Source organism: Bradyrhizobium sp. S3.7.6 (assembly GCF_054061875.1).
Window position 1 is genome coordinate 8,102,521 of sequence record NZ_JBSSEQ010000001.1, and the last position, 22,480, is coordinate 8,125,000.

At 61.1% G+C, this 22,480-nt stretch carries 15 protein-coding genes, 1 tRNA gene and 1 pseudogene (1 of these 17 cut by a window edge); 9 read left to right on the forward strand and 8 right to left on the reverse strand.

Features of this window, described 5'->3' with window-relative positions; genetic code table 11:
- Positions 1–53 precede the first annotated feature (53 nt).
- From ACVJ5M_RS39110 to ACVJ5M_RS39120, 3 genes are all read left to right on the forward strand, one after another.
- Positions 54–1,031: a Bug family tripartite tricarboxylate transporter substrate binding protein gene (locus ACVJ5M_RS39110; RefSeq protein ID WP_063986651.1), complete on the forward strand. Its 978-nt coding sequence runs from the start codon at positions 54–56 to the stop codon at positions 1,029–1,031.
- 343 nt (positions 1,032–1,374) lie between these two features.
- Positions 1,375–1,450, forward strand: a tRNA-Ile gene (locus tag ACVJ5M_RS39115).
- Positions 1,451–1,870: 420 nt separating this feature from the next.
- Positions 1,871–3,193, forward strand: a complete 1,323-nt coding sequence (locus ACVJ5M_RS39120) for an epoxide hydrolase family protein (protein ID WP_231144285.1) — start codon at positions 1,871–1,873, stop codon at positions 3,191–3,193.
- On the opposite strand, the gene ACVJ5M_RS39125 is transcribed toward ACVJ5M_RS39120, so the two are convergent.
- Positions 3,174–3,722: a hypothetical protein gene (locus ACVJ5M_RS39125; protein WP_187387803.1), complete on the reverse strand. Its 549-nt coding sequence runs from the start codon at positions 3,720–3,722 to the stop codon at positions 3,174–3,176. The genes ACVJ5M_RS39120 and ACVJ5M_RS39125 overlap by 20 nt on opposite strands.
- A gap of 261 nt (positions 3,723–3,983) precedes the next feature.
- Here ACVJ5M_RS39125 and ACVJ5M_RS39130 point away from each other — a divergent pair, with 261 nt between their 5' ends.
- A complete protein-coding gene (locus tag ACVJ5M_RS39130) occupies positions 3,984–7,367 on the forward strand; it encodes an adenylate/guanylate cyclase domain-containing protein (protein ID WP_084795286.1) in 3,384 nt (1,127 codons plus the stop codon).
- On the opposite strand, the gene ACVJ5M_RS39135 is transcribed toward ACVJ5M_RS39130, so the two are convergent.
- The 7 genes from ACVJ5M_RS39135 to ACVJ5M_RS39165 form a co-directional block, all read right to left on the reverse strand.
- Complete coding sequence (locus ACVJ5M_RS39135; protein WP_231144284.1) at positions 7,357–7,611, reverse strand: hypothetical protein; 255 nt, start codon at positions 7,609–7,611, stop codon at positions 7,357–7,359. The two genes, ACVJ5M_RS39130 and ACVJ5M_RS39135, sit on opposite strands and share 11 nt — an antisense overlap.
- A 9-nt stretch (positions 7,612–7,620) precedes the next feature.
- Positions 7,621–8,319: a VOC family protein gene (locus tag ACVJ5M_RS39140; RefSeq protein ID WP_063985278.1), complete on the reverse strand. Its 699-nt coding sequence runs from the start codon at positions 8,317–8,319 to the stop codon at positions 7,621–7,623.
- A gap of 188 nt (positions 8,320–8,507) precedes the next feature.
- Entirely contained in the window at positions 8,508–11,483 is a 2,976-nt protein-coding gene (locus ACVJ5M_RS39145) for an FAD-dependent oxidoreductase (RefSeq protein WP_084795287.1), read from the reverse strand.
- A 186-nt stretch (positions 11,484–11,669) separates the two neighbouring features.
- Positions 11,670–12,137 (reverse strand): hypothetical protein, encoded by a 468-nt coding sequence (locus ACVJ5M_RS39150; RefSeq protein WP_187387804.1) that lies wholly within the window; start codon positions 12,135–12,137, stop codon positions 11,670–11,672.
- Positions 12,138–12,263: 126 nt separating this feature from the next.
- Positions 12,264–13,169 carry an encapsulin gene (locus ACVJ5M_RS39155; RefSeq protein WP_063985281.1) on the reverse strand — a complete coding sequence of 302 codons (906 nt, stop codon included), beginning with the start codon at positions 13,167–13,169 and terminating at the stop codon, positions 12,264–12,266.
- 126 nt (positions 13,170–13,295) lie between these two features.
- Positions 13,296–14,378, reverse strand: coding sequence for a DUF3237 domain-containing protein (locus tag ACVJ5M_RS39160; protein WP_084795288.1), 1,083 nt, complete (start codon positions 14,376–14,378; stop codon positions 13,296–13,298).
- A 464-nt stretch (positions 14,379–14,842) separates the two neighbouring features.
- Positions 14,843–18,061, reverse strand: coding sequence for a DUF3237 family protein (locus ACVJ5M_RS39165; RefSeq protein WP_187387806.1), 3,219 nt, complete (start codon positions 18,059–18,061; stop codon positions 14,843–14,845).
- Positions 18,062–18,224: 163 nt separating this feature from the next.
- Between ACVJ5M_RS39165 and ACVJ5M_RS39170 the strand changes: the two genes are divergently transcribed.
- From ACVJ5M_RS39170 to ACVJ5M_RS39190, 5 genes and pseudogenes are all read left to right on the forward strand, one after another.
- Entirely contained in the window at positions 18,225–18,392 is a 168-nt protein-coding gene (locus ACVJ5M_RS39170) for a hypothetical protein (RefSeq protein WP_187387807.1), read from the forward strand.
- A gap of 80 nt (positions 18,393–18,472) precedes the next feature.
- Positions 18,473–18,898, forward strand: a pseudogene (locus tag ACVJ5M_RS39175) (DUF1194 domain-containing protein); the annotation flags it as partial.
- Between the two features lie 293 nt (positions 18,899–19,191).
- Positions 19,192–19,746, forward strand: a complete 555-nt coding sequence (locus ACVJ5M_RS39180; RefSeq protein ID WP_063985283.1) for a thioredoxin family protein — start codon at positions 19,192–19,194, stop codon at positions 19,744–19,746.
- A gap of 662 nt (positions 19,747–20,408) precedes the next feature.
- Positions 20,409–21,578, forward strand: a complete 1,170-nt coding sequence (locus ACVJ5M_RS39185) for a saccharopine dehydrogenase family protein (protein WP_063985284.1) — start codon at positions 20,409–20,411, stop codon at positions 21,576–21,578.
- Between the two features lie 185 nt (positions 21,579–21,763).
- A protein-coding gene (locus ACVJ5M_RS39190) for a S41 family peptidase (RefSeq protein WP_063985285.1) crosses the window boundary here: on the forward strand, positions 21,764–22,480 show its 5' portion. The gene runs 567 nt beyond the window's last position; the window shows 717 of its 1,284 coding nt (coding positions 1–717); the start codon lies at positions 21,764–21,766; its stop codon lies off the right edge, out of view.

The window sequence follows — 22,480 nt, forward strand, 5'->3', positions numbered from 1 at the left end:
GCGGTTTTTGTGAAAGCATGCAGCCCAACGACAATAGAACAATGGGAGACGTCATGTTGCGAATTTTGCGTAACACTGTTTTTGGGCTGCTGTTTCTTTCAACTCTCCTCAACGCCTCCCCTCCCGCCTCCGCCGCCGGCTACCCCGACCGCCCCGTGCACTGGATGATCGGCTTCGCCGCCGGCGGCCCCGTTGACATCGTGGCGCGGATCATGGCGCAAGCGCTCTCGGATCGCCTCGGCCAGCAATTCATCGTCGAGAACCGCGCCGGCTCCGGCGGCAACATCGCGGCCGCCGCCGCGATCAACGCGGCCCCCGACGGCTATACGCTGTTGTTCGTCGCGCCCAACAACGCGATCTCGACCTCGCTCTACAAGAAGCTGCCTTACGACTTCCTGCGCGACACCGTGCCGGTCGCGAGCATCATGCAGCTCACCAACATGCTGGTCGTCTCCAATGCGATGCCGGTGAAGACGGTTCAGGAGTTCATCGACTACTGCAAGGCCAATCCCGGCAAGATCTCCTTTGCCTCGTCCGGCAACGGCACCTCGGTGCACATGTCGGCGGAGCTGTTCAAGGTGATGACCAAATGCGACATGGTGCACGTGCCCTATCGCGGCTCCGCGATCGCCTTCCCCGACATCATCTCCAACAAGGTGCAGCTGATCTTCGACAACCTCCCCTCCGCGCTCGAGCAGTCGCGCGGCGGCACTGTCCGCGCCCTCGGCGTCACCTCGCCGCAGCGCTGGCCAACCGTGCCCGACGTGCCGGCGATCGCCGAGACCGTGCCGGGCTTCGAATCGGTCGGCTTCTACGGCATCTCCGCGCCGAAGGGCACGCCGCCCGAAGTGATCGAGATCCTCAACAAGGCCGTCGGCGAAGTCCTCAAGGACCCGAAGGTCATCGCGCGGCTGACCGAGAACGGCGGCATCCCGAAGCCGATGACATCAGCCGAGTTCGGCAAGCTGGTCGCCGACGAGACCGAGAAGTGGAAGAAGGTGGTGGAGTTCGCCGGGGTTTCGGTGGACTAGGGGTGGCCCTGCGCGGCGCCCGTAGCGCGCCAGCAAAGCATTCGGAGGGACCTGCAGGCCCCTCCGGAATCACAATGTGCGAAAACAACCCCATGCACAGTAGAAAAGCCACGTAATCACAATGGGTTACGGAAGCGAAAAAAGGGCCTTCGCGAGCCGATTTGACTCGTCGGGCAAAACAGGAGCATAAGGGCACCATCGTCAATTTCGGTAATTCAAAAATCACCGGCAATGCTGCGCCAGGGGTTTCCGTCCGCCGGAGCCAGCATTGCACCCCCGCCTCCATCCCTGTAAACGAACCGCGCACCGTTGCTGGCCGCACATCCGCGGCCGTCCCGCGGCGGGGCCTGTAGCTCAATGGTTAGAGCCGGCCGCTCATAACGGTCTGGTTGCAGGTTCGAGTCCTGCCGGGCCCACCAGCCTTCGCTCGCTTTGTCGCGCCAAATTGGGTCCGATTCGATTCCAGGGCTTCGCGTTCGGGCCAATACCGACCGTGAGTTCACTTTCGCTGACTACCATGCCGACGAACCTGGGGCATCACAGGGAGGTCGCGCGCTAATCGCGGATCACTTCGATGGCCGAGCGCTGGGGCCCTGGTTCAACAAGCTGCGCCGAGCAAGGATCGCTGAATTTGGCGGCGTGCCGTTCGCAAGTAGAGTAAAATCGTCAAGGCGAGCGGCAAACATCAGGCGTTAGAGCCCTGTGCGTGAGTGGGTTCGAGAGTTCCGCGACTATGTGCGAGCCTACCGGGCCTATGTCTCGGCCAACCTTTTGTGGGTCAGAGCGACGCATCGCAGTTCACTAGTCTAGGAGCGGGCTTGTAAACAAGGAGGCCGAACATGACTGCAATCTCCTCTTCACCCACCCGGCGCAGCCTCCTCGCAGGGTCAGTCGCAACTGGTGCCGTCAGCTTGCTGCCAATACATTTCGTCGCCGCACGCGCGCAATCGAAGCAAGGAGGGTCCCCGTTTGGTACGACCAAAGCCGACGCAATTCTTCCCTTCCGCGTCAATGTCCGGGGTGAAGACCTCGCTAATCTCCGCCGGCGCCTCGCGTCCACGCGCTGGCCCACCAAAGAGCTCGTTGAGGATCGGTCGCAGGGTGTGCAACTGGCGACGCTGCGGGCGCTCGCCCGCTACTGGTCGACTGAGTACGACTGGCGCAAGTGCGAGGCACGGCTGAACGCGTTGCCACAGTTCACGACCGTGATCGACGGGGTGAAGATCCATTTCATCCACGTCAAGTCCCGGCATGAGAACGCGCTGCCGCTGATCATGACGCACGGCTGGCCTGGCTCGGTCATCGAACTCCTCGATACCGTCGGTCCCCTGACTGACCCGACCAAGTATGGTGGCACTCCCGACGATGCATTCCACCTGGTGCTGCCGTCCTTGCCAGGCTACGGCTTCTCGGGTGAGCCGACCGAACTCGGATGGGACGCCGCGCGCATCGCGCGTGCGTGGACGGGGCTAATGGATCGCCTCGGCTACACGCGCTACGTCGCCCAGGGTGGCGACGTAGGAGCGGCAGTAACGGATGCGATGGGGCGCCAGGCACCCAAGGGACTTCTCGGCATCCACGTCAACTTGCTCGCGGGTGTGGCGGCAATGTCCGACAAGCTGCCCGCAGAATCCGAGAAGGAACGCGCGGCGCAGAAGGCGGCCGCGACGTTTAGGGCGAGTGGCTTTGGCTACTTCCTAGAGCAGTCGACGCGGCCACAGACGATCGGCTACTCCCTGCTGAATTCACCCCTCGGGCTCGCGAGCTGGATGCTCGACCATGACACGGACAGCTACTACAAGATTTCCCAAGCGTTCGTGGAGGGTAAGCCCGCGGGCAATCTCACCCGGGACAGCATCCTCGACAACATCACGCTGTACTGGCTGACGGGCACTGGGGCCTCGGCCGCACGGTGGTACTGGGAGGCCGGACAGGCCGCAGCCCGTGCGGCCGGCAAGTCTCCTCCTGCGGTCGCGGTTCCCGTGGGATTTTCGACGTTCCCCGGCGAAATCTTTGCTGCGCCCCGAAGTTGGGTCGAGATTATGTACCCCGGCCTCGCCTACTTCAGCGAGGTCGAACGTGGCGGACATTTCGCCGCCTGGGAGGAGCCGAAGCTGTTTTCAGATGAGGTACGCGCAGCCTTCAGATCATTGCGCAAATAACGGACCAGAGGCTCGACGGCTCGGGGTATTGCGACGAGACGCCAGCGCCCGGTCGAACCGGATGGTGCGTGCGAACAGCTTTGGTGCCATTCCGACTTGCGTCGCAAACCGGCGCTGGAATTGACTGGCTAAGGCCGGATTTTGCAACACAGTCCTTGATCCGCGCGCGGCCGCCGGCGGCGACCATCATCCGGGACGAGAGGCCGATCGCGCAGTCCTGCGTGCCGCTTTCGAGCATCGACCCGACCCAGCGCTCGACAATGTCGACGCGCTGAGCAAAATCACTTGCCATCCGCACCGCATCGCCAAGCGCCTCGGCGGATTTGCCTAGTCTAGCGGGCAACATGTTCGCTACTGCGGCGGGTGTGGGCGGACGCAGTTGCGCTCTTGGATCGATGCGGTGTTCATCTGCATCGACTGCGTGAAGCAAGGTCGTCGACTTCCAGAGAACGGTCCGGTGCCCCGAGCGGCAAATCAATTTTGCCGGGGGGCCCGGGCAGGCGATCTTCGCCAGCGCATCGATCAGCAATTCGCTGGTCCGAGGTCCGCGCGGGCACGGATTCGACAAACTGTCGGAATAGCGCCCGGGCCTGCTCCATGTCGAGCGTCGGTACGTCATGCATTGATTTGTTGGTCCTCTATACCAATCGCTAGCGCACAGGGCGGGCATTCAGGGCTCGATTGGTATCGCGATTCCGCGCCCGTGAGGACGTGCTTTCGCGGTCTTTCTTGTGTAATCTCTTTCTGTAGTCGTCGGGCCAACACTTAGATAGGCGACGCACGGATCACGGTGACCGCGGTGCAACAAATTGCGGACTGGCTCAAAAAGCTCGGCATGTCCGAGTATGCGCAGAGGTTCGCCGAGAACGACATTGATATGGCCGTTCTCCCCGACTTGACCGACCAACATCTCAAAGACCTTGGCGTTTCGCTCGGCCACCGGTTGAAAATGCTGCATGCGATCCGCGATCTCAGCAACGTCTCGGCTGCCGTAACGGCACCTTCTGCACTCGTGGATATCGAGCCAACTCGGCGAGACGACGCCGAGCGTCGCCAACTGACGGTGATGTTCACCGACCTCGTTGGCTCGACCGCGCTCTCGACCACGCTCGACCCAGAGGATCTGCGTTCGGTAATCGGCGCTTATCATAAGTGCGTCGCGGAGACGGTCGCCCGGTTCGACGGCTTCGTGGCCAGGTACATGGGCGATGGGGTGCTCATCTATTTCGGCTATCCCCACGCTCATGAGGATGATGCCGAGCGTGCCGTCCGCGCAGGACTGGCGATCATCGAGGCGATCGGCAATCTGGGTATCCAGGAGCCGCTCCGGGTGCGTATCGGGGTCGCGACAGGCTTGGTCGTGGTTGGCGATCTCGTTGGTGCCGGCGAGGCCCAGGAACGCGGGGTGGTGGGCGAGACGCCGAACCTGGCGTCTCGTCTGCAGGGGATCGCTGAGCCGAGCACGGTTGTCATCGCCGAAGGCACCCGAAGGCTGCTCGGAAACCTCTTCGAGCTACAAGACCTCCGGCCGCAGGACCTCAAGGGCATCGCCGCGCCAACGCGGGCCTGGGTGGCGTTGCGGGCGAGCTCCGTGGAGAGCCGCTTCGAGGCGCTACACGCAACTGGCCTGACTGCCCTCGTCGGGCGGGAGGAAGAACTCGAATTGCTTCTACAGCGTTGGGCCAGGGCAAAGACAGGTGAAGGCCAGGCGGTCCTGATCGCCGGTGAGGCTGGGATCGGCAAGTCGCGTCTCACTGCCGCGCTTCTGGAACGACTCGCCGGAGAGCCGCATACGCGTTTGCGCTATGTCTGCTCGCCGCAGCACACCGACAGCGCGCTATATCCGATCATCGGGCAGATGGAACGTGCCGCCGGGCTGGCGCACGACGATACACTGCACGCGAGGCTCGACAAGCTTGATACCCTGCTCGCTCAGACCTCGACCTCGATCGGGGACGCTTCGCTCTTTGCCGAGATGCTGTCGCTTCCGAATGATGGACGCTATCCCGCCCTCAAATTGACCCCGCAGCAGCACAGGCAGCGAACATTCGAAGCGCTCATCTCACAATTAGAAGCGCTTACACGGCAAAGCCCAGTCTTGATAATCTTTGAGGATGCGCATTGGACCGATCCTACGAGCCTAGAAGCTTTCGGCCGGATCGTGGCCAGGATTGAGACCCTTCGCGCGCTAATGATTGTGATATTCCGCCCGGAATTCGATCCGCCCTGGATCGGGCGGCAGCACGTGACCGCCATGACGATCAATCGGCTGACGAAACACCAAGTCGGCGCCATGATCGACGGCGTAGTCGGCAGCAAGCTGCTGCCGGCGGGCATCAGGCAGGACATCATCGAACGTACCGATGGCGTCCCCCTGTTCGTGGAGGAGATGACGAAGGCAGTGCTGGAGGCGGAGGGCCACGGCGCAGTCGAACGCACGATTGCCGTCATTCCGTCCCCGGCCTGGGCAGTCCCCGCAAGTTTGCACGCCTCATTGATGTCGCGGCTCGACCGGCTCGGCCCCGCCAAAGAAGTGGCACAGATTGGCGCGGCGATCGGCCGGGAGTTTTCGCATGCTCTCCTGGCGGCGGTGGTGCGCGTGCCAGCGGCGGAACTGGGATCAGTGCTGAACCGTCTCATAAAGGCTGGTTTGCTTTTCAGGTTAGGCTCGCCGCCGAATGCAACTTACCTATTCAAGCATGCTTTGGTGCGGGACGCGTCCTATAGCACGTTGCTGCGCCAGCCCCGCCGCGCGCTCCATGCACGCATTGCCGAAGCAATTGAAAGCCAATTCGCCGAAACAGCCGAGAGCCAGCCGGAACGGCTAGCACATCACTGCACTGAGGCCGGGCTGATCGAGAGGGCGGCGGCCTTATGGGGCAAGGCGGGACAGCGGTCGCTAGCGCGTTCAGCGCTAGTAGAGGCGACGGTTCAGCTAATCCGCGCTCTTTCACAGATTGCGACGCTGCCGGGCACACCAGCGCTGCGTGGCGACCAGATCAAACTGGAGGTCGCGCTTGTGAATGCCTTGATGAACACCAAGGGCCACGCGGCCCCTGAGACTATCGCATCTCTCGATCGAGCCCGCGCCTTCATCGAGCAAGCGGAGTCACTCGGAGAGCCCCCTGAAGACCCGTTGCTCCTGTTTTCAGTCCTCTATGGGTTCTGGGTCACGAACTATATAAAGTTCAAAAGCGACGCTCTCCTCGACCTTGCGACAGAGTGCTTGGCGCTTGCCGAGAAGCAGGGAACGATGGTTCCGCTCATGCTTGGGCATCGTATTATGGCTACGTCTCTGACGTGTACGGGCGTCCTTGCAGAAAGTCTGGCACATTACGATCAGGCGATCGCGATCTACGAACCCGCCGAGCATCGTACGCTGGCGGCTCGATTTGGCCAGGACATTAGGGTCGCAGCCCTATCCTATCGGTCCTGGGCTCTATGGCTTCTTGGCTTCCCCGAGGCTGCAGGCAGAGACGCTGAACAGGCGCTCAAGGAAGCGCGCGAGATCGGCCAAGCAGCCACTTTGATGTATGCCCTGTTCCATACATCCTTTACCCATATCTGCTGCGGAAACTATGCGGCAGCAAGCGCCGAAGCTAATGAACTTGTCCCCCTGGCAGACGAGAGAGGTTCATTGTTTTGGGGGTCGCTCGGAATGGTGGTCCAAGGTTGCGTCTTGGCCCTCACTGGGAAGGCCTCAGACGCGGTCCATGTGATCGACTCGGGTATCAGAGCACGTCGGTCAACGGCGGCAACAGCGCTAGTGCCATTCTGCTTGTCGTATCTGGCGGGCGCTCATGCTGAACTCGACCACTTCGATGATGCACGGGACTGCATTCGCGAAGCGATGACCCAGGTAGAAACAACCAAGGAAAGTTGGTTTGAGGCCGAGATCAAGCGCATGGCAGGCGAAATCGAGCTATCGTCGCCCAACCCAAACGCAACGAAAGCGGAAGAATATTTCGAACATGCGCTGGCGGTCGCTCGTCAGCAGCAGGCAAAGTCCTGGGAACTGCGTGCGGCTGTGAGCATGGCGCGGCTGTGGTACGATCAGGGCAAACGACAGCAGGCCCACGATATTCTCGCCCCGGTCTATGGTTGGTTCACCGAGGGTTTCGACACGCTGGACTTGAAGGAGGCCAAATCGCTGCTGGAGCAGCTCAAGGCATGAGCGAGAGCAGCGAAACGTCGCGCAATTGATCGCTCGAACAGGCGCGCGCATCGACGCCGCCATGACCGCAACCATCGATTTCAAAGGATCGCCGCGCGATGTCGGCGGATCGAGCTTGGCCGCCAAGCCTCGCAAACCGGCCGCGCTCGTTCGGCGTGATGCCGGTGCAGCGGATCGCGATCAAGGCCAATGCGCCGCCGTCAAAGGCGAGCATGCCGCCACATACCGTGCGTCGCGCCGCCACGAAAATACATCACCGGAATCGCATAGTTCGGAGCAAGTGCGAACCGATTGCTGCCTTTGCGACAGGCCCTATCAGGTGACGAACGGGCCTGGCCTTGCCGTCCCAAGTGGCCGCTGCTTGCGTAACTTTTGCGAACATCTCGCGGATACGGGGCTGGAACTCGATCAGTTCTACGATCTCGCACCCCCCCGCGATGGAATTGCGCACTGCATTAGCTTTTTCAGGCGCCACCTCTCCAAGACGAATTCGTTCCATCAGAGGACCGGCGCGAGCAGGCAGGGAAAAATAGGTGAAGCGGGCGCCCGAAAAAGACATCATCTGCTGGATCGTCGCGCCACACGCCTTGGTCTGCGCGACGGACCTCTGATAATCGTGCGGCTCGACGCAAAAACCGCAGTGCTGAAGACCGCTCCTTCCGGCCGCAAGGAAGGCGCGCCAGCTTGACGGCTCATTGTCGAGCGGCTGAATAAGCTCCAGCTGCACCCCGCCGACCTGGCAGAATCCGAACATGATCAGCGGGCGTGAGGGCCTCTCCAGATACTTGTTATCAGTGACCACCACCGGACCAACCGTGAGCCAGGGCCCGATACCCTGGTCTATCCAGCTCTTGATGGCTTGCTCAAGATCGGGCACCACATAGCCGAGCTGATCAGCGCTTTTCTCAAGCAACGGGATGTCCGCATCGATTGGCTTGCTGAGGCGCTCCATACGATTCTCCGGTGCTGCCGAACGTTGTCGCGCAGACGTTCCGCGACAACCTACTATAACCCTGGAAAATTGCAGTAGGACGGCTGTGCCGCGGTCGCGCGCAGATGCAGCTTTCCTGGCGGGACTCAATCAAGGGATCTAAGAGCAATCGGGTTACGATGTCCCCATTCATTCCAACCTGAACCCGATTACGCGTCGCGCTGGGTCAGGAAGTTTATGCAAGTGCGCAGCCATTCGAGGTCTGGACCTGCAGGCACACCGGCGAACGCCGAGTTGTGGAATTCGCGCGCTGCAGCCTCTGCAAATTCGGCTGCCGCTCGCTGCGCCCATGGGATGCTCCCGCCCTCCGCGATGATCTGATGTAGCCTCAGCACTTCACGCGGCAAACGTCGCTCGCGGGGCCGCGCCAGAAAGGTGCTAATCCACGCACGGTCAGTGGGATTCGCCCGACCCAGGGCGTGCGCGAGCAGAAGCGTCCGTTTGCCTTCCCAGAGATCTCCGTCGATCTCCTTGCCGTAACGCCCAATGTCGCCAACCAGGTTAAGAACATCGTCGGTGATCTGGAAAGCCAGTCCAAGCAGATAGCCAAACCGATCAAATCGACCGAGATTCTGGTCCTCGCCGTTGGCAACGAGTGCACCAATCCGCATGGGGTGAATGAAGCTGTACCAGGCCGTTTTCTTGAGCACGAGCCGCAGATAATCGTCTGTCGTAACTGTGAGATCATTGTCTCGTACCCATCCTAGTTCGTTGGCCTGCCCCTCCAAGGTCTCGACGACCATGTGATCGACTTCGTCGAAGATGCGCAGCGCCGTCACCGGGCCGAGCCGCTCGCCGGTCTTGCGGAAAAGGCGCATAGCGAGTGCGTTCATGGAATCGCCAGTGTTCACGGCAATTGGAATCCCGGCACGACGATGCATTGTCGCAACGCCACGCCGCCAGTCGCTACCGTCTTCAATATCGTCGTGCACGAGAAATGCATTGTGCAGCATTTCCAGGCCGGCGGCGGCAGGAAACGCATCCTCCGCGCGGCCGCCCAGCGCTCTCGCGGTCGCGATGCAGAGGGCAGGACGAAGGCCCTTGCCTGACCGGCCCATGAAATCCGTCACGAGCCCATACAGGTGGCGCTGCGGTTCCCACGTCGGTACACCTTCTGTGAGCATATCGGCCAGCATGTCGCGATACCACACCAGGCGGTCCAGAAAGCCGGCCGGGCCTACGATCTCGCCGGCCAATGGCACAGTATCCGCGACCTTGATCAACGCATCCTGCAGGGTGGGCACATCAACCAAGCGGCGCGCCATCGTCGCCGGGTCGACCGCATCAAGCGCGCCGACATCATCCGCGGCGGCACTGTGCGAGTCGAGCGTGTCGGCGACGGCATGGGTGAACGGCGATACCTGCTCGAGCAGGGAGCTCGCCAGCTCCAGCAGCGGCGACGCACCGCGTAAGGCGTGGGCAGCTACCTGCGCGAGTGAAGCGTCCCACGGCAGGCCGGCCTGGTATCGCGCAGCATCGTGCAGCCGCCATGGCAGGAGGATTTCAGGTTCGTGCAGCGGCCACAGCTCACAGCGGCTTCCGTCGAATTTCACGGCGTCAAGCAGGCCATTCACTGCGCGCCGAGCTGCCTCATTGGCTGCCTCCATCGTCGCGAGGTCGGTATGCGTGCGAACGTAGTCCGACGCCAGAAAAAGGTTTGGAATGGCGGTGGTCGCCTCGGGACGCAAGGCCCAGGTTTCGACTTGGTTCACCAGAAGCGGCTCGGAATTCCGTAGCCAGCCCGGGCGTGCGGGATCGTTCTCAATGTTTGCGCTGAGGAACCACGAATGCAAATCCTCATCGCGCAGCACCTCATCACCGGCATCATTGAGCGAGCGCTTGAGTTGATTCCATGTCTCGCGCACCACCTCTTCACGCGAGCACCGCATGGCTGGGCGTCCGTCCGATCCCGGCGCCGTCCAATCAGAAAGATCGACCGAGAGGATGCCGTGCACATCGCTGTCTCGGAACAGCTCAGACGGCACATCACGCCAGAACTGAAGCTGCGAGATGCTCGTGAGCGCCCATTCGGTGTCGATGTGAATCACGTGCCCGTGCGCCGACGGCACCGCGCGGTGCAGATAGAACTGCACGCCGTTCATCCACTCCAGGTTCGGAGCCAGCGCGCGCAGGTTGGCGAGCGTCGGGTCGGCTGCCGCCAGGCGGTCGCTCACCAGGGGGGCGATGTCCTCGAGCGGGAGCGCCGCCACGTAGTGGTCGCCATGCACCATGATGCGCTGACCTTGCTGGCCCTGCTGGCGAGCGACGACGCCGGTGATCCGTCCGTTCTCGTAAAGGATCTCCTCGACCCGCGCGTTCTTGACGTACCGCACCCCTCTCGATTCGAGATACGCAAGCCACGGGTCGATCCAGACGAGATTCGTTGGCCCATCGAGCACGCGATCAGTCGATCCCGCGATCGGGTTCAGGATCGTGAGCACCAGCTGCACAAAGATGTCGCCGATGGTGCGCGCGCTGGCCTTGCGCGCTTTGGACGCCACCAGCGAGCGCGTAATGCCGGTGGCGAGGAACTTCTGGTATGACTCCGACCGCTGCTCGGCGCCGACGAACTCCCACCAGCTCGTGCGCTCGTATTCTGCGAGCCGGCGCTGGTGGCACGAAGTGAGTATCTGCCAGACGCGCGCACCGAAGAATGCCAGATCGTCGGGTGTGAGGCCAGTGGAGTGTTCGAACAACAGCAGGATGTCCCGCAACATGGTGCCGGCATCGCGGGGCGAGAGCGGAAAGCCGGCGGGTACGACGAACGGGGGCTCGTCGTATTGCGTGAACTCCAGTCGCGTGGTCGGCACCAGGTGATCCGCAACCTTGCTCCCGTCAAACGACGGTATGCGGCGCATTGTCTCGATTACGTGCTTGTAGAAACCTGGGAAGAATCGAAACCCATGCTCGCCGGGCACCCGATGCTGAACCGAACTCCCAGCGCCATCGGCGACCTGATGTCCGCTGGTGTCCTCGCCCTCGTGGAAGACGGGAATGCTGCGGGCCTTGCCTCCCGCAATATCGCCACTCTCGAGCACCACGACATCAAAGCCGCGCTCGACCAACTCGTGCGCGGCACTCATGCCGGCGACACCACCGCCCAAGACGATAACCCTAGTAGGCATGCTTCACCGAGCCATGACCACTTAGTCCGACTTTTAGCCAGCTTTGGAGGCGTCACCGAGCGCGCGGGACGCGATACATCGGATCAGTTTCGACGATCTCCCGAGCCCTTTCAAGCATGAGCTTCATTCACCCAAAGTTGCCAAACGTACGTCAGCAGCCATCTGTATTTGACCAAGTAGAAAAGCTCACGGTTTCTTGGCTGCGGCTTCCTCGGTCTCGATCTTCTCAAGCTGAGCCTTTGCCAGGTCGGCGTAGAACCCCTTGGGATGATGTTTCAAAAACGCTGTGACCGCAGTCCTGTTACCGATCTGCAGCGCGAGCCCAAGGTCGCGCCCTGGATCGGCCTGCGGATTGGCCTTAGCGGAAGCCGCGGGTTTGGGGTCTGGCTCAAGTTGACGGAATTTTCCTGTTTTCAGATCAACTGCGAGGGGAGTGATGATCCCCCCGTGCTCGTCAAGTAAATTAATGACCGATACACCGTCACTGCGGTTGGTCGACGCTTCCACAGTGAACTCGTCTTTCTGGCGCTTCGATACGATTGGAGGTTCATCATCGACGCTCACTGCTTTGGTTTGATTAATTTTCTGCTGGGCGGCCTCGTCATCGATCCGAAGGACAGATTTCAAAACTTCAATGTCTATTGGGATTTTCATTTGCATCTCCTCCCTAGTCTTTTGCCGAGGTGAAGTAGCGATCAAGCGACCCCGAGACATTTCTCCGTACACGCCGCGATCATCGGAAAATCTCAATCGCTACGGTGCCTCGAAATTTCGTGGCGCCTATGCCGTCAGCCGTATGATCGCATCGGGTTCCTTGATGCGCAGCGCCATCTTCTCGCACACACGGAAGACGAAATTCGGCTCGGCTGTGACCTGCAGGAACTGGACGCATAAATCTGTGGCGATGACTAGCTCGACTGGCTCGCCGCCAAGCGCCACAACCACGCCGGACCGCAGACCGGGAGCGACGTCAAGCGTGGACGAGCGGAGCAGCGGACCGCCGCCCAGGAACGGGAGGATGCGATCCTGCGGCAATACAAGAGCTTCCGTTGGCGACTGAGCGACGAGAAACATCTGCTGGTCAAGAACCACCGCGAACGGTCCGAAGTGGCCCCGCTCTTCCAGGCGGCCAATGGCGTCGGCTATCCCGGCCACCAGCCGCGCGTCTCTGTCTGGCTGCTGCAATTGAATATTAACCTGCTGCGCCTGAACGGCGGCTGAGTTTGTCCAAAGTCCACGGCTTACCCCCCCGCCGGTGATTTCCCAGAGCCTTTGCCGTGGGCCGACATTTATGGGAGGGGCAAACCTATCCTGTCCCAGGAATGCCGGGTCTGGCACCAATCCCCTGAAGACGACGGCGTCCTCAAGACGAGCCAGTACGTTGGCAGCGCGCCGGAATAAGGCCAGCACGCTGGTCATCTCCGGATCGGCCATCTGCGCACCCCGCACGGACACTCTTACCTGTAAGGTCGCCAACTGGATGACATCCCTGTCCTGGATACGTAATGGCCGCGGAGCAACCTGGACAACTTCCTCCCTCACGAAGTCGGTATCTCCGGGCAGCGGTCCAAGCAGCGGAAGGAACGTCGCCGCGATCCGTACGCGGCTAGCTTCCTCTTGAACGACTTTGTTGACGCGAGCCCACTGCTCGTCGGTCCAAGGCACTTGCGGGTTATCGGTTGTCATCTCAAAGGCCCCCCTAATTTAATACATCGGGAACGAGATGTCGTTCGTCCTTGCGCACGAACGCAAATATCTTGAGCTCAGAACACCGTTGGCGCGCACTCCACGAGTGCGGCTTCTATTGAGTCTTCACTCCACATGTTTTGCGGCCCCCGCTGTTACGACGTATATGTCGTACGCGGCGCGCAGCTTCTTCATGTCCACCCTGCCAACGCCAATACACTGGGCGCGGTTGAGCCAAGCGAGTTCTTTGTCAGCGGTCGCGTAGGTCGGAGCAAGAACGAACGGCGGCAGTATACCGAAGTCGCCGCGGATGGCACGTGCGTAGCCGTCCGCACCCAGGTCGAGGATGCCATCATACAAGCAGTCGATCCGCGCACCAGACCGCGTCTGCAGACACTCCGTCACATTGACTATTCCAACACCGTCCTTGCGGATGCGCAGCCAGTTGATCCCGCCGGGCCGGACGATCCCCTCGAAGCGCGGCCCAACGAAGCGTCCTTCCGTGACGTGCAAGTTGACCCGCAGTCCATCCGGCATAACGCCTATTACCTCCGTACGGATGGCCACCGTGCCGGCCCAGAGGAACGTGGCATCCCAGTCCCAGCGAGGCTCGCCCGCAGGTAGAGCAGCGGTCTCGACCGGGGCCGCTCCGCAACCCACCTGATACCGGGGACATTTGGCGGACTCCCGTAGGCGCGGAGAGATCGGCTGGCCGGCAAAGCCAAGCACCGGCAGAAACTCCACCGTTCCGCCGGATTGGCCCGGCAGGAGCGCCCGGAATAGCCGACCGTTCGCACCGTGGACGCGCGGCGCGGATTGCCCGATTGCCTGGCGGACCGGGCCTCCGTTCACCCGGTACTCTACCGTGACAGCGTGACCCGGCCGCACTGGAGAGACCGCTACCGTGACCGATGCCGGGGTTCCCGGAGAAATCACTGCAGCGGGCACGGGCGTATCCGCCTCGCCCCATCGCAGCTCCGAGCCGTCCCGTGCGCGCTGCATCGAAGGCATGCATGCTGCCTTAGCTTGAGCTTCATCCGTTTGCAGCGTCAGGGAAGGCGCCGGAAGAAACCGGTCACACGCCGGAATAGGTGAGGGCTTTGCCGCAGCTTCCGCAAAAACGCACGGCCGTCTATTGACGAATCCGCGCGACGGGGAATTCACGGGACGCTCCGCGGCGTGAGATCGAGACCCCTGCGCATCCGCCATGCTTCGTCTTCCTCGGCGAGGATTTCGAGTGCGCGCGCAATGAGATCGCCGGGATTGGTCACCAAGGGGGGGGCGCAAGGCGCCGCCTGCCGCACCGAGGAGTCTCCCGAGCGCGCAGCGTTTTGGCGTACCGATTGAAGCGCGTCAGAAGGCTGTCGAAGAAGGCCGCGCTTTTGGGCCGCCCCGGTTTGGACGCCAGCCGCATCGGCAAGTCCCGGCAAACGCGACAGCGGCGACGCCCCCGGGGGAGAGAGCCCCGAGTCCTCGACCGCGCTTTTCGATCCATAGCATTTGCCTGGCATTTGCTCGACCGACTTCGCATTCTGGTTCTGTCTAATAGACTATATTGTATTGCGTGTACAGGACAGGGGCTGCTGCCGGTAGTTGGCGACCTGCTGGATCTCCCCACGCCGGCGCCAGTCCGCTTGCGACGGCTAAAAACCGCGTGCCAGCGGCGCGATACGCTATCGCAAGGCGGATCTGTAGAACCCGATATCGTCTTGGATCACCGCGTCCAGTCCGACTGGTACGCGAGCAGGATTTGCCAGATCAAGCTTCCGAAACACGATCTTGTCGCGCCAGACCTTTCGCAAAAAATCCTCAAATACGAGAATTGTCAGTTGTTCACCCGCACATCGTCGGTATCCAAAGCCGAACGGAGCAAAGCCGGCATAGTCACAAACCGGGTAGCTTCGTTCGTCCGCAACGACAAATAAGGTGCCGAAGCCGCTATTTGTAATATGGGCGTTTCGTCCGTCCTTGACCTTGAAATTGGTGATGTCGAACGGGCACCGTGCCAGGCCGATTTGCCGACACTTGTCATCGTTGATCTGCGCGCTGGTCGGGACGCGGAGATATCGTTGCGGATCGAACGTATTCGGATCCGTCCAGTGAACCGGATCCAGGCTGGTGCTGGCATGCGGCGTGGATACATAGCTGTCTCTTTCAAACGGCATGCCGAGCTTTTGCTGCGGAGCCTCCCCGCGGACGCTTAATCTCGCATCATGGATGGCGGAGACGCTGCCACCGTTCGGCGAAATCACGCGAAACAATTCCATTACGAATAGCTCAAGTGGCGAGAAAGACGCACCTCCGGCAGTGTCGAAATTTCCGCTCATTGTCTTCTGAAATGATGCTCGCACGGCCTGGTCGCCGCGGTCTTCCGACAGGAGCGACATGACCCGGAAAATCGCATTGCCCCATTGGCTTAGCGCGACGAAATCGTGGAGGCACTCAATGACCATGTCCTTCTTGCTGAAATGACCGCCGTCCTGGGCATTCTTCAGCCAATGCCAAGCCATGGTTCTCTCGGGATTTTTGATTTTGCCCGATTGGATATCGTCGATGCGTTTGCCGATCCACGATTTGAGAAAATCCTGAAGCTCACGAACCTTCATATAGTTTTGGTAGGTAACTGGCAGCAACGGATCCCGATAGGCAAAGACCGTATTGAACGCCTCTCCTATTTCACGAACCTCACGGGGAATATCGCTGCCAACAAGTCCAAGGTGAAGGTCCCAATAGAGGTCGAAATAGTGGTCGAGGTAATGCTGCATGAATGGCCTGTCAGCGAATTTCTGATCTAAGAGCTTGTCAAAGAAAGCTGTAACTTTGGCGCGGTACATCGGCTTATAGAGATCGGGCGTCACCGCCGAAAAATAGATTCGCTTGCGAAGATTATTCTGACCCCGCTTCTCGAGACCTTGCAGGAAAACCATCACGCCCTCCTCAGGGGTCGGTTTCCAGTCACGATAGATGAGACCAAAACGATCACGAGGGAGTGCATTCTCCTTACTGAAATTAAGGTCAATCATTGGCAAAAGGGGCCGCTCCCCTTCGTAAACGTTCGTCAGGAAGAACGGTATGACGACTTTCTCGACGTAGATCGGATCGAAATTGGCAGGAATCGCGGCGCGAAAACGTTCAACCGCGGTGATGATCTGCTCCGGTATCGGTGACTGTGCTGCAGCGCTGGACGCCTCTTGTGCTCGCTCCCCCACCCGCACCACGTACATGTCGAACTGCGCGCGAAGCGCGCTCATGTCCACCTTCCCCACACCGATGCACTGGACGCGATTGAGCCATTCGAGCCTCGGATCCGCAGTCTCATATGTCGGTGTGACCACGGCGGAGATTTGCTGGTCATACTCACCGCGCAGCGCCCGAGCGTAGCCGTCGGGACCAAAATCGGCGACCCCGCCGTAGGCGCCGTACACGCGAACACGGTCCCGCGTCTCGAAACACGCCCGGACGTTGACGATCGCAATTCCATCCGGGCGGATATGCATCCAGTCCGCCGCGCCGGGTAACACGACGGCATCGTGACCCGGCCCAACGAAGGTCCCTTCCGTGATGTGCCAATTGACCCGGAGGCCGTCGGACATTGGGCCGACCAATTCTTTGCGGAGCACCACCTTCAATGATCCGAGGAAGCTCGTATTCCAAGCCAAGCGGAATGGGGCAGAGGCGGCCTCTTCGGATGCCCCCCAACGAAGGCGCGAGCCGGCGTTTGCCATTCCCTCGCATGCAGCCGAACTGTCGCGGGCGCAACGCGGGGTCTGATCCGCCAGGCCGGTGATCACCCCCCGCACCTTGGGAAAAAAACCCAGCACTTTGGGCGTGAAGCCCCATGCGAGAAGGGTCCGACCTTCCTCCGAGCTCCGGTCGAAGTGCAAAGATCCTGGCATCACCGGTTGCAGCCGAGGGGCGACATCGCTTCGCCACTGCCAGCAAACGACCGACCCCTGCCCGATGCGCGCGACCGCCGGGTAGACGCATTCGGCACCGCGCGGAAGCGCCTGCAGCGTGACGCCGGCTGTTTTGGCCGCCTGAGCTACCACTGACTCGTATGCCGTCGGATCCCCGGTAAGCGCCAGGTCTCCCTGGACGACGCCACGTCTGTGCTGGTCTTTGATCGACAAGTGGAGCCGGCGACCGATGCACGCCATATCGATGGTCCCGGGCCGCTTGTCGGTACCCATGCGCTCACGGCCGACGTCGATCGCAACCTGGGTTGTATCGAGCAGTCGGAACATGTACATCCGCGCTTCGTTCTCATACACCGCCATTGCGGGATCGAACGATCCATCAAGCATCACAAGCACGCTCGATGAGCCGTTGGAGGCCGCCCTCAGGGACGCATGGCTTTCGGGAGCGTTGTCCGCCACGGCAGCAACCACTATGAACATGGCGGCATACGGCCGGATCGAGGTGTCGGTGAACTTATTCGACCAGAGCTGTGCGACAGCCGCGTGCCTGCCGTCCGCGTACTTCAAGATTATCGGCCTGTAGCCACTGCCGGCCAATGCGGCATTCACGAGAGGTACATTGGAGCACTCGCCGTAGAGGTGCACCATTTGACCGTTATAATACTGAAGCTCATTCGGCACGACTGCGCCGCTGGCGGTCGTATAGGTCTTGCCCGTGATGATGTACTTGTCGAAGAGTGGTTCGTACCGCTCATTATCGATATCGGACGGTGGCGGCACGAACGCGTCCAAAGTCAACTTGCTCTTCGCTTCTCGGGACAGTTGCTGCTCGAAGGTGCGAAGGACTTCTTGAACGTCCTCTTTGCTATGAGGAATCTGCAAGAGTCGAATGACATCCGAATTTCCGAGCTCGCCGGCTGCGGCGAGCCGAGAGGCCTCGCGGATCATTCCGCTGCTACGAATCGCTGTGCCCACGCTGGTCTCCCTTGAATAGAATGAACCGCGCCAGGAGCCGCGCCGCTTTGTCCGTTCGAACCATTATTCCTGAGCGCGAATGTCGGAATTTATAATATCCTGCTGGTCCTTGCGAATGCCACACTTATCCACCTCCTGGAAGTGATCCGACTTGAGGTATGTGTTGGGCCTCAAGGAGGACTACAAACGGCAAAAACGCTACATGCCCGAAGAGATCGTCGCGAAGCCTGCGGTAGGTCGAATGTCCTGGTCTCGCAGTGCAAAACATGTCCAGGCGATCGGCCAGATCGGCGTGGGCCCTTTCGTCGGCGAGGAATTTCTGGAGGTGTAAACAGCACGCCGCCAGCGCCAACAGAAAGCCTAGCCCGCAAGTCCGCGCGGGCGGTGGCTTGCATTAGCGGCACATGAGGTCGCGGCCGTGCGACCTCAATTTCCGGTGCGATTAATTTCGCACTGCAGCTGTTCGAAAAGAATCCGTATCGCGGGTTGCGGCGCGTCATCGACATTTCCGGCGATGGGCCGAACAACGACGGAGCCCCCGTAACCGGCGCGCGCGACGCTGCCCTGGAGAAAGGCATCATCATCAACGGCCTCCCGATCATGGTGAAGGAGCCATCCCTCTCGACGACCGATATCGAGAACCTCGATCTCTATTACGAGGACTGCGTGATCGGAGGGCCGGGCGCCTTCATCATGACGATCAAAGATCGCGAAAAATTCCAGGCAGCGATCCGGACCAAGCTTGTTCGCGAAGTTGCGGGCCTCACGCCAGAGAGCGGGATCGTCCCAGCCGCCGAGAAAGAGCCCCGGGTGCCCTGTCTGATCGGCAAAAAAATCGCAGGAGCGCGGCCGGCGGTGAGTGTCGAGACGATCATTCAGAGCCGCCGGGCGAACAAACTTTGGACAGCAGTTTATCATGGTCGCAGCCCCACGCGTCGGGACATTGGAGCTGCTAACGTCCGTTCGTGGCCTACACCGACGAAATCCCGCGCTCGTCCCAATGACGGCTGTTAAGGGGCGACCGGAAATGGCTAACATATGGCCAAAACAACGCGACTGGCGAGTAGGCTTTGGAAACTGTGCCCCAGCAGGCCGTAGTCAGCATATATTTGGGCACAAGGAGGTGCGAAATGGCGACAGCAGCTACCCAAGTCGTTCTTGATACGCCGGCGCCCGTGTTCCAGCTTCCGGCCACCGACGGCAAGATTTACGCACTGGACGACGTTGCGGGCGAAAAAGGCACGGTCGTCGTCTTCATCTGCAACCATTGTCCCTATGTCAAAGCGGTGATCGACCGCATGGTTTCGGACGCCCGCGTGCTGATGTCGGAGAGCATAGGCTTTGCGGCGGTTTGCTCGAACGATGCGGCGAACTATCCCGAAGACTCGTTTGAGAATATGAAGCGTTTCGCGAGGGCTCATGATTTCCCGTTTCCATATCTCCACGACGAGACCCAGACAGTCGCTCGGGCGTATGGGGCGGTCTGTACGCCGGACTTCTTCGGTTACAATGCCGACCGCAAGCTCAAGTATCGCGGCCGGCTCGACGAAGGGCGTGCGACTCCGCCTCGCGCGGGGGCGCCCCGAGAGCTTGTCGAGGCCATGCGCGCGATTACGACCACCGGTCTTGCGCCGGCTGACCAAAAGGCGTCTATTGGCTGCTCGATCAAATGGAAGGACGAATGAAGCCGATCCCTGTCAACAGGTTTCGTATCTGAGACCGCCGCGTGCGGCAGCATTTGCTGCACATGTGCGATTTGACTAGCGGCATCACGAGGACCCTGCGGCTGCTGCCGGAGTCGCGTTCGCCCCTTCTCCTTCAGGTCTGCTTCCGGGGCAACACGAGGCTTCGGCTCCTACAATCCGACCCGTCAGTGCTGCGTCGCTTTTGCGACACCGATCGACTCCTGTCGAGCGCTCGGACCAGATTTGCTCACCCTGAGTTCTTCCGGTGTTGGCCCGTTTGGGGCACGCCAACCGGCCCGGAAACTGTCCGCTTGTCGAGGGGAGACGGGAAGTGGCTCGCCCGCGGTCAAAATGGCGTATTGACTCCAACCGGACGTTGCGCACCCCAAGACAGGAACTGTGGTATCCTCCGTCAAATGCGATGGGACGGTTCAACGAAAGCGGCTGCCCCCTCTAGTGGCACTTACTGCGCGTCCTCGTGTCCTCGCCGGGCTCCGGGACAGCACAAAATGGCCTGGCATCCCCACCTCTTAGGCGCCTGCTCGGCCCGCGCCGACGAGGTGATCGAATGAGCGCGCTAGGCAAGCTGGTGCGATCCTGCCGGCGGAAGACCGGTCCGAGTAAGGGGTAACGCTCTCCCGGGTTCGAGGAGGACCAGCGTCGTGAAGCGGGACTTCGACCTCATCGTCTATGGCGCGACGGGTTACACCGGCCGTCTCGTCGCCGAATATCTGACGACGTCCTATCGCGGCGACGATGCTCCGTCCTGGGCGATCGCGGGACGCTCGACCGACAAGCTTCAGAAAGTGCGTGCCGACATCGGCGCACCAGACGATTTGATTTTGGTGAAAGCGGATGCCGGCGAACCGGCCAGCCTACGTTCGATGTGCGAGCGTGCGGCCGTGATTATCACGACGGTCGGGCCTTATCAGCTTTACGGCCCCGAGCTTGTGGCGGCCTGCGCGGCCACCGGCACTAGCTATGTCGATCTGTGCGGCGAACCGGCATGGATGCGGCGCATGATCGACGCCCATCACGAAGAGGCGAAACGGACCGGCGCGCGCATCGTCTTCTCCTGCGGCTTCGATTCCATCCCGTTCGATCTCGGCGTGCTCACGTTGCAGGAGAAGGCGCGCGAGAAATTCGGACGCCCGGCGCGGCGGGTTAAAGCCCGCCTGCGCAAGGTGAAAGGCGGCATGTCGGGCGGCACCGCAGCGAGCGCCCAGGCGACGTTGGCGGCCGCGGCGCGCGACCCGGCCCTGATCCGGCTGCTGACCGATCCCTTCGCGCTGACACCGGGGTTCACCGGGCCGTCTCAGCCGTCGGGCCTTATCCCCGAATACGACCCGAGCATGAACGTGTGGCTCGTGCCGTTTCCCATGGCGCCGGTCAACACCAAGAACGTACACCGCACGAATTTCCTGTTGGGTCATCCCTACGGCACGGACTTCGTTTACGACGAGATGATGGTCGCGCCCGGATTTGGGGAAATCGGTCGCGTGACGACGGAGACCTTCGCCACCATATTTTCCCTGCTCGGGACCGGCGGTCTCAAACCCGGTGCAGGCCCGACTCGGGAAGAGCGCGCGAAGGGCTTCTACGACATCCTCTTCCTGGGCGAGCTGCCGGATGGCCGACGGGTCGAGGCGGTCGTCACGGGCGACCGCGATCCGGGCTACGGCTCGACCAGCAAGATGATCGCCGAGAGCGCTCTCTGCCTCGTGCGCGACGTGCAGGGCGAGGGCGGCACCTGGACGCCGGGCGCGCTGATGGGTCCGGCGTTGCGCAAGCGTCTAAAGGAGCGCGCCGGCCTCACCTTCAACGCGCGTTGAGGTAACGCTCAGAACTGCAGCGGCGTGCTGGGCTACGTGGATCGTAACCAACGAAAAGCGCGGATTGGCGTGCGCGGCCTCAAATCCGGTTCAATGGCCGCTTTCGGCCCGTTTGAGACATTCCCTCTGGCTCTGAGAATGTCCGATTATCGAGACAGCGACGAGCTCCATCGCAAGGTTGCACGATGAAGAAGGTAGTCAACTCAGCACTGTCGCGCCGCCGCTTTTTGCGGCTCACGTCAGTGGCCGCGGCATCAGCTCTGACTCCAACGGTGTTGTGGGCCGAGCAGCAACAAGCAGCGGATTCGGCCACATCCCAGGCCGTGCCCGCACGCATCGCCACGTTCGAGGAGGTATGGCGGACCGTGCGAGATCGTTTTTACGATCCGCACCTAGACGGGCTCGATTGGTCGGCCGTCCGGGAACGTTACTTGCCGGACGCCGCGCGGGCGAGTTCCGAAGAGGCGCTGGCCGGCGTCATTAATAGTATGCTCTCTGAGCTGCATGCTTCGCACACCCGCTACTACACACCGTACGAACCAGAGTACTACCAGCTTTCTGATATCTTTGCTGGTGCGTTAAGGCGGCGCGGACTGGAACGTGTTTTTCCGAATGGCCGTATCTCCTATCCCGGCATTGGCATCCTCTCGCGTCTCGACACGCAGGGTCGCAACATGATCACCGGTGTTATAGAAGGCACGCCAGCCCAACAAGCCGGCCTGCTCGCTGGCGATGCGATCGTCTTCGCCGATGGTGCACCGTTTGAGCCGGTACAGTCATTCCGTGGCAAGGTCGGCAAGGAAGTTGTGCTGGGGCTGCGTCGTGCCGGCGCGTTTATGCAAATATCGGTTACTCCGGTCGAAATTGAGCCCAACAAGATGTTCTTGGACGGCTTGAAGGCC